Origin of the sequence: Leclercia sp. UBA7405, from assembly GCF_037152215.1 — a bacterium.
GTDB classification, from domain to species: Bacteria; Pseudomonadota; Gammaproteobacteria; order Enterobacterales; family Enterobacteriaceae; genus Enterobacter; species Enterobacter pneumoniae.
The window spans coordinates 1-12125 of record NZ_JBBCMR010000011.1; the positions used below are offsets into that span (position 1 = coordinate 1).

Annotated in this window: 17 protein-coding genes; 6 read left to right on the plus strand and 11 right to left on the minus strand. The window is 51.2% G+C overall.

Features of this window, described 5'->3' with window-relative positions; translation table 11 throughout:
- Positions 1-309: 309 nt before the first annotated feature.
- On the plus strand, positions 310-864 hold the full coding sequence (locus WFN75_RS22155) for a gamma carbonic anhydrase family protein (RefSeq protein WP_336996840.1): 555 nt from the start codon (positions 310-312) through the stop codon (positions 862-864).
- Here WFN75_RS22155 and WFN75_RS22160 read toward each other — a convergent pair.
- From WFN75_RS22160 to dprA, 6 genes are read right to left on the minus strand one after another with little or no spacing between them, the layout of a single operon-like run.
- Positions 840-1088 carry a DUF1488 domain-containing protein gene (locus WFN75_RS22160; protein ID WP_040078378.1) on the minus strand — a complete coding sequence of 83 codons (249 nt, stop codon included), beginning with the start codon at positions 1086-1088 and terminating at the stop codon, positions 840-842. The two genes, WFN75_RS22155 and WFN75_RS22160, sit on opposite strands and share 25 nt — an antisense overlap.
- On the minus strand, positions 1085-1903 hold the full coding sequence (gene aroE, locus WFN75_RS22165; protein ID WP_336996841.1) for a shikimate dehydrogenase: 819 nt from the start codon (positions 1901-1903) through the stop codon (positions 1085-1087). Before aroE ends, WFN75_RS22160 begins: the two co-directional genes overlap by 4 nt.
- A gap of 4 nt (positions 1904-1907) precedes the next feature.
- Positions 1908-2480 carry an L-threonylcarbamoyladenylate synthase type 1 TsaC gene (gene tsaC, locus WFN75_RS22170; RefSeq protein WP_046886563.1) on the minus strand — a complete coding sequence of 191 codons (573 nt, stop codon included), beginning with the start codon at positions 2478-2480 and terminating at the stop codon, positions 1908-1910.
- On the minus strand, positions 2470-3027 hold the full coding sequence (locus WFN75_RS22175; protein ID WP_336996842.1) for a DNA topoisomerase family protein: 558 nt from the start codon (positions 3025-3027) through the stop codon (positions 2470-2472). Before WFN75_RS22175 ends, tsaC begins: the two co-directional genes overlap by 11 nt.
- A 26-nt stretch (positions 3028-3053) precedes the next feature.
- Entirely contained in the window at positions 3054-3527 is a 474-nt protein-coding gene (gene smg / locus WFN75_RS22180; protein WP_040078374.1) for a DUF494 family protein Smg, read from the minus strand.
- Positions 3499-4623 carry a DNA-protecting protein DprA gene (gene dprA / locus WFN75_RS22185; RefSeq protein WP_336996843.1) on the minus strand — a complete coding sequence of 375 codons (1125 nt, stop codon included), beginning with the start codon at positions 4621-4623 and terminating at the stop codon, positions 3499-3501. Before dprA ends, smg begins: the two co-directional genes overlap by 29 nt.
- Before the next feature lie 128 nt (positions 4624-4751).
- On the opposite strand from dprA, the gene def reads away from it, so the two are divergent.
- The 5 genes from def (at position 4752) to mscL (ending at position 9532) form a co-directional block, all read left to right on the plus strand.
- Complete coding sequence (gene def / locus WFN75_RS22190) at positions 4752-5261, plus strand: peptide deformylase (RefSeq protein ID WP_040078373.1); 510 nt, start codon at positions 4752-4754, stop codon at positions 5259-5261.
- A gap of 25 nt (positions 5262-5286) precedes the next feature.
- Complete coding sequence (gene fmt / locus WFN75_RS22195) at positions 5287-6234, plus strand: methionyl-tRNA formyltransferase (RefSeq protein WP_336996844.1); 948 nt, start codon at positions 5287-5289, stop codon at positions 6232-6234.
- Positions 6235-6285: 51 nt separating this feature from the next.
- Complete coding sequence (gene rsmB, locus WFN75_RS22200) at positions 6286-7572, plus strand: 16S rRNA (cytosine(967)-C(5))-methyltransferase RsmB (RefSeq protein WP_336996845.1); 1287 nt, start codon at positions 6286-6288, stop codon at positions 7570-7572.
- Positions 7573-7594: 22 nt separating this feature from the next.
- Entirely contained in the window at positions 7595-8971 is a 1377-nt protein-coding gene (gene trkA / locus WFN75_RS22205; protein ID WP_040078369.1) for a Trk system potassium transporter TrkA, read from the plus strand.
- A gap of 147 nt (positions 8972-9118) precedes the next feature.
- Positions 9119-9532, plus strand: coding sequence for a large-conductance mechanosensitive channel protein MscL (gene mscL, locus WFN75_RS22210; RefSeq protein ID WP_046886568.1), 414 nt, complete (start codon positions 9119-9121; stop codon positions 9530-9532).
- Here mscL and WFN75_RS22215 read toward each other — a convergent pair whose 3' ends face one another.
- The 5 genes from WFN75_RS22215 to WFN75_RS22235 form a co-directional block, all read right to left on the minus strand.
- The gene (locus WFN75_RS22215; RefSeq protein WP_046886569.1) at positions 9533-9739 is read right to left on the minus strand and encodes an alternative ribosome-rescue factor A; all 207 of its coding nucleotides are present in this window, start codon (positions 9737-9739) and stop codon (positions 9533-9535) included.
- Positions 9740-9795: 56 nt separating this feature from the next.
- Complete coding sequence (zntR, locus tag WFN75_RS22220; RefSeq protein ID WP_046886571.1) at positions 9796-10221, minus strand: Zn(2+)-responsive transcriptional regulator; 426 nt, start codon at positions 10219-10221, stop codon at positions 9796-9798.
- A 2-nt stretch (positions 10222-10223) separates the two neighbouring features.
- Positions 10224-10592: a DUF1992 domain-containing protein gene (locus WFN75_RS22225; protein ID WP_336996846.1), complete on the minus strand. Its 369-nt coding sequence runs from the start codon at positions 10590-10592 to the stop codon at positions 10224-10226.
- 106 nt (positions 10593-10698) lie between these two features.
- The gene (rplQ, locus tag WFN75_RS22230) at positions 10699-11082 is read right to left on the minus strand and encodes a 50S ribosomal protein L17 (RefSeq protein WP_001216368.1); all 384 of its coding nucleotides are present in this window, start codon (positions 11080-11082) and stop codon (positions 10699-10701) included.
- A 40-nt stretch (positions 11083-11122) separates the two neighbouring features.
- On the minus strand, positions 11123-12112 hold the full coding sequence (locus WFN75_RS22235; protein WP_002919219.1) for a DNA-directed RNA polymerase subunit alpha: 990 nt from the start codon (positions 12110-12112) through the stop codon (positions 11123-11125).
- Positions 12113-12125 lie beyond the last annotated feature (13 nt).

A 12125-nucleotide genomic window follows, 5' to 3' on the forward strand; every position in this document is an offset into this window, starting at 1 on the left:
TCACCGTTGCGAGGTGGCGTATATTACGCTTTCCTCTTTCAGAGTCAACCCTGAATTTCAGGATTTTTTCTCTTCAACCGAACCGGCTGTTTGTGTGAAGTGATTCACATCCGCCGTGTCGATGGAGGCGCATTATAGGGATCCCAGTTTTTAGCACAAGCATTTTTTAGATCTTTTTTCCCGACTGCTGATTTTCCGTTCTTTTCGCTGAAATCCCGTCCGATTTGCTTAAATATTGACGAATTTTCCCTTGTTTCGATCCTCAAACACGATCAAAGTCAGCTTCAGCTCTTATAAGTCGAGGTGTATATGTCTGCGGTATTACGTTCCTATAAAGATCTTTTCCCCAAAACAGGGGAGCGCGTGATGATCGATAGCAGCAGTGTCGTGATCGGTGATGTGCGGCTGGGCGACGATGTCAGTATTTGGCCACTGGTTGCTATACGTGGCGATGTTAACTACGTCAGTATTGGTGCGCGCAGCAATATTCAGGATGGCAGTGTTCTTCATGTTACCCACAAATCCTCTTACAACCCTGAGGGAAATCCTCTGGTAATAGGGGAAAATGTCACGGTAGGCCATAAGGTCATGCTGCACGGCTGCACGATCGGCAACCGGGTTTTAGTCGGGATGGGTTCGATTTTGCTGGATGGTGTAATAGTAGAGGATGATGTCATGATCGGGGCCGGCAGCTTAGTTCCCCAAAATAAACGCCTCGAAAGCGGTTACCTCTATCTGGGAAGCCCGGTAAAACAGATACGGCCTCTTAAAGAGACCGAAATCGAAGGATTAAAGTATTCCGCAAACAACTATGTGAAATGGAAAGATGAGTATCTGGCTCAGGATAGCCAGACCCAGCCGTAATCATCTTCCTGTTGCTCGCGTATTAAATCGCTGGCCTCTTCTTCAAGATCCCAGCGATTCTCACGAAAGATCTCCAGCGGCGCAGATCCACCGAACCGTTTACGCAGGGTCTCGCCGCTTATTGCACAGCTTAACTGCATGCCATGCACTAATGCGGGAAAGCAAACAGCCTGTTTGATTTCATCCCATTCCTCACGATCGGGAAACTGGATCGCTTGATTCATGCCTGAAGCTCCTGTTTAAGTTGTTCAATAACAGGCTCCACGGCAGGAAGAACACCGTGCCAGAGCAGAACCGCATGAGCGGCCTGCCCCACCAGCATTCCTAAACCATCTGCGGCATGTTTTGCACCCTGCTGTTCACACCAGTTCAGAAACGGGGTTTTCCCCTTTTGATAAAACATGTCGTAGATAAAGGTATGTGGATTCACTATCGACGCTGCAATAGCGGGAACCTCGCCACCGATACCACTGGATGTGGCATTAATGATGAGATCAAATTCATGTCCGGCCAGATCATCGAGGGCGACTGCACTCACGCTGCCAGTATGGGCGAATAACGCGGCGAGCTTTTTCGCACGCGAATACGTACGATTAGTTATGGTTACTGCGCAATCCAATGACAATAGCGGTAGCAACACGCCGCGTGATGCGCCACCAGCACCAATCAACAAGATTCGGAAACCCGGTTTGATAAACGAAAGCCGTTCCAGATCGCTCAGTAAACCGATACCGTCAGTGTTATCACCCAATAAGCGCCCATCCTCCAGGCGCTTAAGAGTGTTGACCGCACCGGCAAGGGAAGCCCGCTCGGTAAGCTCGTCTGCACGGGCAAAAGCCTCTTCTTTAAAGGGTACGGTGATATTCGCTCCTCGCCCTCCCGCCGCGAAAAAGCTATTCAGTGTCGCGATAAAATCATCGACCGGCGCCAGCACGCGACCATACGGATGATCAATTTCTAACTGCCGCGCAAATTGCTGATGAATAAATGGCGACTTGCTGTGTGCAATCGGGTTTCCAAAAACGGCGTAGGTTTCCATCGTATTATCCCTGGCGAAAGCTTTCGCCGGTTAAAGCATCCCGGATCTCAGAAGGATTGGTGCGTCCGCCGGTTTCACCGATCAGCACAGGGAAATCGTCACCGAACTGTGCCAGCACTTCTTGTGACGTACGACATGGCGGAAGCCCGGTCAGATTGGCACTGGTTGAAACCAGAGGTTTACCGAAAGCTTCACATAACTCAACCACCAGCGGATGATTCGTCACGCGCACGGCCAGCGAATCAAAGCGCCCTGTTAACCAGCGCGGCGTTGAGGGTTTTGCCGGGAAGACAAATGTTACCGGGCCTGGCCAGGCAGCAAACACCGTGTCGCGCTGCTCTGGCGTCAAGGCAGAATCATCAATATAAGGCTTAAGCTGTTCGTAGCTGGCGGCGATTAGAATCAGCCCTTTTTCAACAGGCCTCTGCTTAAGTGCCAGCAGACGATTAACCGCTGCTTCGCTATCAGGATCGCACCCGACACCAAATACCGCTTCTGTTGGATAGGCGATGACTTCTTCTTTTTTTAATACTTCCACCGCATGGGAGACGGAAGTAGATGGCAGGCTATTCTTCACTTTTTTGATCCGCCGGTATCGGCTTTCCACATTGTTTATTGGCACAGAAATGTTTTACACCCTGGGCCGTTTTTTTCTCAATAAGTAGTGGGTAGTGACACTCAGGGCAGGTTCCCGCTACCGGTTTAAAGTTAATAACGAACTGGCATTCTGGATAGCGATCGCAGGAGTGAAAGGTTTTACCATAACGCGAACGCCGCTGTACCAGATGACCGCTATGGCATTGCGGACAAACGACTGTCGTTTCATCCGGTTTATCGATTTGCTCGGTATGCGTGCATTCAGGATAACGGCAACATCCGATAAACATGCCAAAGCGCCCTTGACGCAGGGCCAGATCGCTGCCACACGCAGGACATGACTGCCCCTCCAGAATTTTAACGATATGCCCGTCCGCCTGACTCTTCAGGGGACGGACGTAATCACATTCTGGATAGTGTGAACAACCGAGAAACGGACCGTGTTTCCCGGACCGAATGACTAACTCAGCCCCGCACTGTGGGCAGGGCTCATTATTACGCACTGTAAAAAGTGCTGATTTGGCCATAACAACTCTTGGTGCTGCATAGTGAATTAATGCAGCATACCTTCATTCACTTCAAAGAGTAATTCTTCCATTTGCTGATAGGCGTTTTCACAGCCGGGAATGTTAAACAGAACCATCAGGATGACCCACTTCAGGTCTTCGAGTTCAAATTCTGCTGTATCCAGCGCCATGACGCGCTCTATCACCATCTCTCGTGTTTCGAGGTTTAGCACCTGAATCTGTTCCAGGAATAAGATAAATCCCCGGCAACTGGCATCCAGCCTTTCACACTCTTCAGCCGTATAGATGCGTACTGATAACGGATCGGACGCGAGCTGCATCGGCTCGGCAAGTCCTTCCTGATAATCAGCCAGTTTTTCAAGCCACAGTAAGGCGTTATAGATATCTTCCCGCTCAAAACCAGCATCGGTAAGATCCCGCGTCAGACGATCCTGATCCACGCGCGTTTCAGCTTCGTTATGGATGTAAGTCTCAAACAAATACATCAGTACGTCGAACATGGCATGCCCTCCTTAATCGGACATAGCCGCCGGGTACAGCTGCGATCCACCCTGCTAACTCCAGTTCAAGTAGCTGTGCTACCGTTACTGGCACAGGTTGGCCGGCACGTTCAGCGACAACGTCAACAGGTGTTACCTCATCTCCTACGTTAGCCAGGAGCTCAGGAAATGGCAATGCCACGTCCTCCTGATCTGATGAATAAAGTGCCATTTCCGGCTGATTCGACAACCACGTTAGCCCATATCGCAAACTTTCTACTATTTCTTCGGGGGCTGTCACCGGTGTCGCCCCCTGCTTTATCAACCAGTGTGTGCCTTCGCTACCAGGGCTTCCTACCGCGCCCGGTAAGGCAAAGACGTCTCGCCCCTGTTCAAGTGCGCATTTGGCAGTGACCAGGGACCCGCTCCGCAGCATGGCCTCAACCACGAAAACGCCCCGACTCAGGCCGCTAATAATGCGGTTTCGTTGCGGAAAATTACCAGGCCAGGGTCGTGTTGCAAGTGAAAACTCCGATATCACTGCCCCGCCGTTGCTCACGATATTTGCTGCCAGCGACGCATGCCTGCGAGGATAAATACTGGACAAACCATTGCCCAGTACCGCTACAGTTTTCCCCTGCGCCGCCAGTGCCGCACGATGGGCGATGCCATCGATGCCACACGCCAAACCGCTGGTAATGGTCAGCCCCGCCCGTACCAGCACTTCGCAGAAGAGCGAGCCCCAGCGCTGCCCGTACCAGGAGTGCGCACGACTGCCCACCACAGCAAGCTGATCAGAGCTTAGTATGGCGGGCTCGCCCATAACAAACAGCGCACCGGGGAAGTCGCTTATTGCGCGCAGCTGCACAGGATAAAGCGGACTATCAGCACAAACTAAATGATGGTCTGGTTCGTCAAGCCAGCGCAGGCTGCTTTCGATAACGTGTGGTGCACAGGCAAAGAATTTTTCCGTTTGCTTTTGAGTCAGACCCAACGTGAGAAGCATCGCAGTATCAATGTGACCTTCCTGCTGCAATCGCTGCACTAACAGCACCATCCTTTCGCCGTAAAGTTCGCCGATATCGATCAGGCGTAACCATATCTCTGTAGAAGTCATCCTTTCCCTTGCCATAAGCCGCCTCAGCAATCTTTGCGATTGGTCAGTGATGCTGTCAATCGGAGGGGGATTTGTCTAGAATAGAGCTATTAATCTCTATCAACTCCTGAACACGACTCTGGAAATTTATGGCAGTCTTGCAAGTGTTACATATCCCGGACGAGCGCCTTCGCAAAGTCGCCGAGCCGGTCAAAGAAGTGAATGCAGAAACGCAACGTATCATTGATGATATGTTCGATACGATGTATGCCGAAGAAGGTATCGGCCTCGCGGCCACGCAGGTCGATATTCATCAGCGTATTATCGTTATCGATGTGTCCGAAAATCGCGAAGAGCGCCTGGTATTGATCAACCCGGAATTGCTGGAAAAAAGCGGCGAAACCGGTATTGAAGAGGGTTGCCTCTCAATTCCAGAACAGCGCGCTCTGGTACCACGTGCGGAAAAAGTCAAAATCCGCGCCCTCGATCGCGACGGCAAGTCGTTCGAACTGGAAGCCGATGGTCTGCTGGCCATCTGCATTCAGCATGAAATGGATCACCTGGTCGGTAAACTCTTTATCGATTATCTGTCTCCGTTGAAGCAGCAGCGCATTCGTCAGAAAGTAGAAAAACTGGATCGTCTGCGCACTCGCGCTTAAAGCATTTCTGGATACAAGGAATAACGTGTCTACATCACTACGTATCATATTCGCGGGTACTCCTGACTTCGCAGCGCGTCATCTGGACGCGCTGTTGTCTTCTGGCCATCAGGTTGTTGGGGTGTTCACCCAGCCCGATCGTCCGGCGGGCCGTGGCAAAAAATTGACGCCTGGTCCGGTGAAGGTTCTGGCTGATGAGCATAATATTCCAGTATTTCAACCCGTCTCATTACGCCCGCAGGAAAACCAGCAGCTGGTTGCCGATCTCAACGCAGATGTGATGGTGGTAGTCGCCTACGGCCTTATTTTGCCGAAAGCAGTACTGGATATGCCTCGCCTGGGCTGTATCAACGTGCACGGCTCGCTGCTTCCGCGCTGGCGGGGTGCGGCGCCTATTCAGCGTGCGCTTTGGGCGGGTGATGTTGAAACGGGTGTCACCATCATGCAGATGGACGTTGGTCTGGATACCGGAGACATGCTGTATAAGCTCGCTTGCCCCATTACTGCGGAAGATACTAGCGCCACGCTGTATGACAAGCTGGCTGAGCTTGGCCCGCAGGGACTTATCGATACGCTGAAACAGCTGGCCGATAACAGTGCGATGCCGGAAGTTCAGGATGAAACGCTGGTCACCTATGCCGAAAAGCTCAGCAAAGAGGAGGCGCGTATCGACTGGTCTCTCTCTGCAGCTCAGCTTGAACGCTGTATCCGTTCGTTTAATCCGTGGCCGATGAGCTGGCTGGAGATCGATGGTCAGCCTGTTAAAGTCTGGCGAGCGTCGGTCATTGCCAGTGAGGCTAATGCCCAACCCGGTACCATTTTAAGTGCCAGTAAACAGGGTATTCAGGTCGCGACGGCTGAGGGGATCCTTAACCTGGAATCCCTACAACCTGCCGGTAAAAAAGCCATGAGCGCGCAGGATATTCTTAACTCCCGCCGCGAATGGTTTATTCCTGGCTCGCATCTCGCCTGAACATATCTCTATTAAGGCCCGGAGTTTCCGGGCATTTTTATTTTTGTACATATGAAAAAACAAAACTTACGTAGCCTGGCAGCCCAGGCCATTGAACAGGTGGTCGAACAAGGTCAGTCACTGAGCAATGTGCTGCCACCTCTTCAACAAAAAGTTTCCGACAAAGACAAAGCCCTGCTTCAGGAGCTCTGTTTTGGCGTACTACGTACACTGCCGCAGCTGGAATGGCTTATCACTAAGCTTATGGCTCGTCCTATGGCGGGGAAACAGCGCACCATCCACTACTTGATTATGGTTGGCTTCTATCAGCTGCTTCATACCCGTATTCCGCCACACGCCGCGCTGGCAGAAACGGTGGAAGGGGCTGTCGCAATCAAGCGCCCACAGCTCAAAGGATTGATCAATGGCGTGCTGCGTCAATTCCAGCGCCAGCAAGATGAACTCCTGGAAGAATTTTCCCGCACTGAGAAACGTTTTTTACATCCAGACTGGTTCCTGAAACGCCTGCAAAAAGCCTGGCCACAGCAATGGGAAGCCATTGTTGAAGCAAATAATCAGCGTCCGCCTATGTGGCTGCGTGTCAATCGCAACCATCACTCCCGGGATGAATGGCTGAAGTTGCTTGAAGAGGCCGGAATGAGCGCATACACCCATCCCGATTATCCCGATGCTGTCCGTCTGGCCTCGCCTGCGCCGGTACATGCCCTTCCGGGATTTGATGAGGGATGGGTAACCGTGCAGGATGCCTCTGCACAAGGCTGTATGACCTGGCTTACCCCGCAGAACGGAGAACGTATTCTGGATCTCTGTGCAGCTCCTGGCGGTAAAACAACCCATATTCTGGAAGTTGCGCCACAGGCAAGCGTACTGGCCGTCGATGTTGACGAGCAACGTCTTTCCCGCGTTTACGATAATCTTAAACGCTTGGGTATGAAGGCCGAAGTTAAACAGGGCGACGGACGCACACCTGCGCAATGGTGTGAGGATGCGCAATTTGACCGCATTCTGCTGGACGCCCCTTGCTCTGCTACCGGTGTGATCCGACGTCATCCCGATATCAAATGGCTGCGCCGCGATCGCGATATCAAAGAGCTGGCACAATTGCAGGCAGAAATTCTGGATGCTATCTGGCCTCATTTAAAAACTGGCGGTACGCTGGTTTACGCAACCTGCTCAGTGTTGCCTGAAGAGAATAGCCTGCAGATTTCCTCTTTCCTGAAGCGCACGCCAAACGCTCGTCTGGCGCTAACTGGCACGCCCGAGCAGCCTGGGAAGCAAAACTTCCCTGGCGCTGAAGAAGGCGACGGCTTCTTTTACGCTAAGCTAATCAAAGAGTGATGTTGAAAACGAGTCGAGAGATATGAAGATAATCATTCTGGGCGCGGGGCAGGTTGGCGGCACGCTGGCTGAGAACCTGGTCGGTGAGAACAACGACATCACTATTGTCGATACCAATGGCGATCGCCTGCGCGGACTTCAGGATAAGTTTGACCTGCGTGTTGTACAGGGTCATGGATCTCATCCCCGTGTACTGCGTGAAGCAGGTGCCGATGACGCGGATATGCTGGTTGCCGTGACCAGCTCTGACGAAACCAATATGGTCGCCTGCCAGGTCGCTTATTCCCTCTTCAATACGCCAAATCGTATCGCACGTATCCGCTCACCAGATTATGTACGGGACGCGGATAAGCTTTTCAGCTCCGATGCCGTTCCTATCGATCACCTTATCGCACCTGAACAGTTGGTTATCGACAGCATCTACCGCCTGATTGAGTATCCCGGCGCACTGCAGGTGGTTAACTTTGCTGAGGGCAAAGTGAGTCTTGCGGTGGTGAAAGCTTATTACGGCGGGCCGCTCATTGGTAACGCACTGTCCACCATGCGCGAACATATGCCGCACATTGATACGCGCGTTGCCGCTATTTTCCGCCATGACCGCCCTATTCGTCCGCAAGGCTCCACGATCGTTGAGGCGGGTGATGAGGTATTCTTTATTGCCGCATCTCAACATATTCGTGCGGTAATGAGTGAACTTCAGCGACTGGAAAAACCGTACAAGCGCATCATGCTGGTAGGTGGCGGTAACATTGGTGCCGGTCTGGCGCGTCAACTCGAGAAAGATTACAGCGTCAAACTGATCGAGCGCGATCAACAACGCGCTTCAGAGCTGGCGGAGAAACTGCAAAACACTATCGTTTTTTACGGTGATGCCTCGGATCAAGAGCTGCTGGCAGAAGAGCATATTGATCAGGTTGATCTCTTTATTGCTGTAACAAATGACGACGAAGCCAACATCATGTCAGCGATGTTAGCGAAACGGATGGGCGCCAAAAAGGTAATGGTGTTGATTCAACGTCGCGCTTATGTCGACCTGGTGCAGGGCAGTGTCATCGACATAGCTATCTCTCCGCAACAGGCAACCATCTCAGCCTTACTCAGCCATGTGCGTAAAGCGGATATTGTTGGTGTGTCGTCCTTGCGTCGTGGGGTTGCAGAAGCGATCGAAGCTGTGGCACACGGTGACGAGACAACCTCACGCGTAGTTGGACGTACTATCGACGAAATCAAGCTTCCTCCGGGTACCATCATCGGTGCGGTGGTCCGCGGGAATGATGTCATGATTGCCAATGATAATTTACGCATTGAGCAAGGCGACCATGTCATTATGTTCCTGACGGATAAAAAGTTTATTACCGACGTCGAAAGATTATTCCAGCCAAGTCCTTTCTTCCTGTAATCTCAGAAAGGTGCTGTTATTAGCACCTTTTTTATTTAACCCGTTAATATGTATGGCTTATATTTCTGTGACGCGCCTCTCTCTTAAATGGCAATTCGCTAATGATTTGTTAAACTTAAATCCGTCAGCTGGCACAAGGAGAAGATAATGAGTTTTATTAAAGAATTTCGCGAATTTGCGATGCGCGGGAATGTAGTGGATTTGGCTGTGGGTGTGATCATTGGTGCAGCGTTCGGTAAGATCGTTTCGTCTCTGGTTGCCGATATTATCATGCCCCCGCTGGGGCTGCTAATTGGTGGAATCGACTTTAAACAATTCGCAATAACATTGCGCGAAGCCCAGGGCGATATTCCAGCAGTGGTGATGCACTACGGCGTCTTCATTCAGAATGTTTTTGATTTTGTGATTGTTGCATTCGCCATTTTCATGGCCATCAAGCTTATTAACAGACTGAATCGCAAGAAGAAAGAAGAACCGGCTGCACCGCCAGCGCCGACAAAAGAAGAAGTATTGCTTACTGAGATTCGTGATTTACTGAAACAGCAGAATAATCGCCCCTGATTAAGCCAGAAGGCCAGTGGTAAACAAGCTATCTGCTTGCTTGCCACTGGCCTCCCAGTTACCTCGTTTTGCATGTTTGGCTTTCCGTAAAAAACTTCCCTTCCCTTTTTTATTCTTCTCAACGCGCTGCCTAAACAGGGGATCATGCAGTAGTGCCTCGATCGCGTTATTATTAATTTGCCCTTTCGTATGCTGATAACGGCTCATAATGACTCCAGTTGGTGTGTATTTCGGCGCGAGTGTAGATCCAGCCGCTGGTAAAATCAACAGCCTTTCGGATCGCCGCTCGACCCCTGTTCCAGGGTTTCAAGGATAGAACAATATACGCTGCTGTGTGAGGTGCCACAACATGCGTCGTTCAGACGCTGTAGCGATAAGCGCATCGTTTGCAGTTCTTGAATACGGGCTTCGACTTCATTCAGCCTCGCCTGAACAATACTTTTTGACTCCTGACACGTATGGTGCTGTGGATCAATACGGATCGAGAGTAATTCGCGGATCGACTCAAGAGAAAAATCGAGTTGTCGCGCATGGCGGATAAACTTCAGACGCTGAAGGTCATCTTCAGTATATAAACGAAAGCCGCCTTCTGTTCGCAGACCGTGGTCCATCATCTTCTGCTTTTCATAATAGCGAATGGTATCTGGGGTCACCTCTGCCAATTTGGCAATTTCACCGATGCGATACATGATCATCTCTCTTTGAATTTCTGTTGGAACCTGGCGCCATATTCACCCTGTAGAAAATCCGTCTTTATCCCCGCCTGCTGTAATTTTATCTCAAGTAAAGCAAGACGTTTAGCCAGACTGTGATAGTTGGGATCATCTTCCCTGACAGCGTGAATGAGGTTAAGCAGTTCGACGGCCTCTTTTCGTTGCTCCAGTTCGGGGGGAAGACAGCCGGCGTTCTTTAACAACCGGTAGGCGGACCGAAGTTCAGGTGGAACATGAGAATTATCATCCATAACGAGCGCAGCACCGCTGCCGGGAAGATTGTCGAACTCACCCTTACGTTGGGCTTCAAGAATGTGTCGTTCTGCCCACTGGTCGAGTAACCACATAGCAAAACTCCGGAGAGCGCAAAAAAGATACGTCTATTGTAGGTAAGACGAGATTAGCAGGATATAAAAAAACCCGCCGAGGCGGGTTTTTTTACGTTACTGCAGATTACTCTGCAGCAGCTTCTGCTTTCTCTGAACGATCAACCAGCTCGATGTAAGCCATCGGCGCGTTGTCGCCTGCACGGAAACCACACTTCAGAATGCGAGTGTAACCACCGGCACGGCTCGCGAAACGCGGGCCCAGTTCGTTAAACAGTTTTGCCACGATCTCGTTATCACGAGTACGGGCGAATGCCAGACGACGATTAGCAACGCTGTCAGTCTTGGCAAGAGTAATCAGCGGCTCAACTACGCGACGCAGTTCTTTCGCTTTAGGCAGGGTCGTCTTGATGATCTCATGACGAACCAGTGAACCTGCCATGTTGCGGAACATAGCCTGGCGATGGCTGCTGTTGCGGTTCAGTTGACGACCACTCTTACGATGGCGCATGACCTTATCCTTCTCAGTAAAACCTTAACCTGTGATCCGGTTACTCGTCAGCAATGCTTGCCGGTGGCCAGTTTTCCAGGCGCATGCCCAGAGACAGTCCACGGGAGGCCAGCACGTCTTTAATCTCGGTAAGAGATTTTTTACCCAGGTTCGGCGTTTTCAGCAACTCAACCTCGGTACGCTGTACCAGATCACCGATATAGTGGATAGCTTCTGCCTTGAGGCAGTTAGCAGAGCGGACAGTCAACTCGAGATCGTCAACAGGGCGCAGCAGGATCGGATCGAATTCTGGTTTCTCTTCTTTCACTTCCGGCTGACGTACATCACGTAAGTCAACGAAAGCTTCCAGTTGTTCTGCCAGGATGGTTGCCGCACGACGAATCGCCTCTTCAGGATCGATTGTGCCGTTGGTTTCCATTTCGATGACCAGCTTGTCCAGGTCGGTACGCTGTTCTACACGCGCTGCTTCAACATTGTAGGCAATACGCTCTACAGGGCTGTAGCATGCGTCGACCAGCAGACGGCCGATTGGGCGCTCATCTTCTTCCGAATGAATTCGGGCAGAAGCCGGCACATAACCACGACCGCGCTGAACTTTGATACGCATGCTAATAGCCGCGTTCTCATCGGTCAGGTGGCAGATCACGTGCTGCGGCTTGACGATTTCAACATCACCGTCATGGGTGATGTCGGCTGCAGTCACAGGGCCAATGCCAGATTTATTCAGAGTAAGAATAACTTCATCTTTACCCTGAACTCTCACCGCCAGCCCTTTCAGGTTGAGCAGGATTTCAAGGATATCTTCCTGAACGCCTTCTTTGGTGCTGTACTCATGAAGTACACCATCAATCTCAACCTCGGTCACCGCGCAACCCGGCATCGATGAGAGCAGAATACGGCGCAGTGCGTTACCCAAAGTGTGGCCAAAGCCACGCTCTAAAGGCTCAAGGGTCACCTTGGCGTGCGTCGAACTCACTTGCTCGATATCTACCAGGCGCGGTTTTAGAAACTCTGTCACAGAACCCTGCATTGTGTCCTCTCTT

What these genes read in the sequence shown, in the direction of transcription:
- def (WP_040078373.1), top strand. Translation starts at nt 4,752, where the DNA reads ATGGCAGTCTTGCAAGTGTTACATATCCCGGACGAGCGCCTTCGCAAA.
- mscL (WP_046886568.1), top strand. Translation starts at nt 9,119, where the DNA reads ATGAGTTTTATTAAAGAATTTCGCGAATTTGCGATGCGCGGGAATGTA.
- WFN75_RS22225 (WP_336996846.1), bottom strand. Translation starts at nt 10,592, where the DNA reads ATGTGGTTACTCGACCAGTGGGCAGAACGACACATTCTTGAAGCCCAA.
- zntR (WP_046886571.1), bottom strand. Translation starts at nt 10,221, where the DNA reads ATGTATCGCATCGGTGAAATTGCCAAATTGGCAGAGGTGACCCCAGAT.
- rsmB (WP_336996845.1), top strand. Translation starts at nt 6,286, where the DNA reads ATGAAAAAACAAAACTTACGTAGCCTGGCAGCCCAGGCCATTGAACAG.
- WFN75_RS22175 (WP_336996842.1), bottom strand. Translation starts at nt 3,027, where the DNA reads ATGGCCAAATCAGCACTTTTTACAGTGCGTAATAATGAGCCCTGCCCA.
- aroE (WP_336996841.1), bottom strand. Translation starts at nt 1,903, where the DNA reads ATGGAAACCTACGCCGTTTTTGGAAACCCGATTGCACACAGCAAGTCG.
- rplQ (WP_001216368.1), bottom strand. Translation starts at nt 11,082, where the DNA reads ATGCGCCATCGTAAGAGTGGTCGTCAACTGAACCGCAACAGCAGCCAT.
- trkA (WP_040078369.1), top strand. Translation starts at nt 7,595, where the DNA reads ATGAAGATAATCATTCTGGGCGCGGGGCAGGTTGGCGGCACGCTGGCT.
- WFN75_RS22235 (WP_002919219.1), bottom strand. Translation starts at nt 12,112, where the DNA reads ATGCAGGGTTCTGTGACAGAGTTTCTAAAACCGCGCCTGGTAGATATC.
- smg (WP_040078374.1), bottom strand. Translation starts at nt 3,527, where the DNA reads ATGTTCGACGTACTGATGTATTTGTTTGAGACTTACATCCATAACGAA.
- WFN75_RS22215 (WP_046886569.1), bottom strand. Translation starts at nt 9,739, where the DNA reads ATGAGCCGTTATCAGCATACGAAAGGGCAAATTAATAATAACGCGATC.
- WFN75_RS22160 (WP_040078378.1), bottom strand. Translation starts at nt 1,088, where the DNA reads ATGAATCAAGCGATCCAGTTTCCCGATCGTGAGGAATGGGATGAAATC.
- dprA (WP_336996843.1), bottom strand. Translation starts at nt 4,623, where the DNA reads ATGACTTCTACAGAGATATGGTTACGCCTGATCGATATCGGCGAACTT.
- WFN75_RS22155 (WP_336996840.1), top strand. Translation starts at nt 310, where the DNA reads ATGTCTGCGGTATTACGTTCCTATAAAGATCTTTTCCCCAAAACAGGG.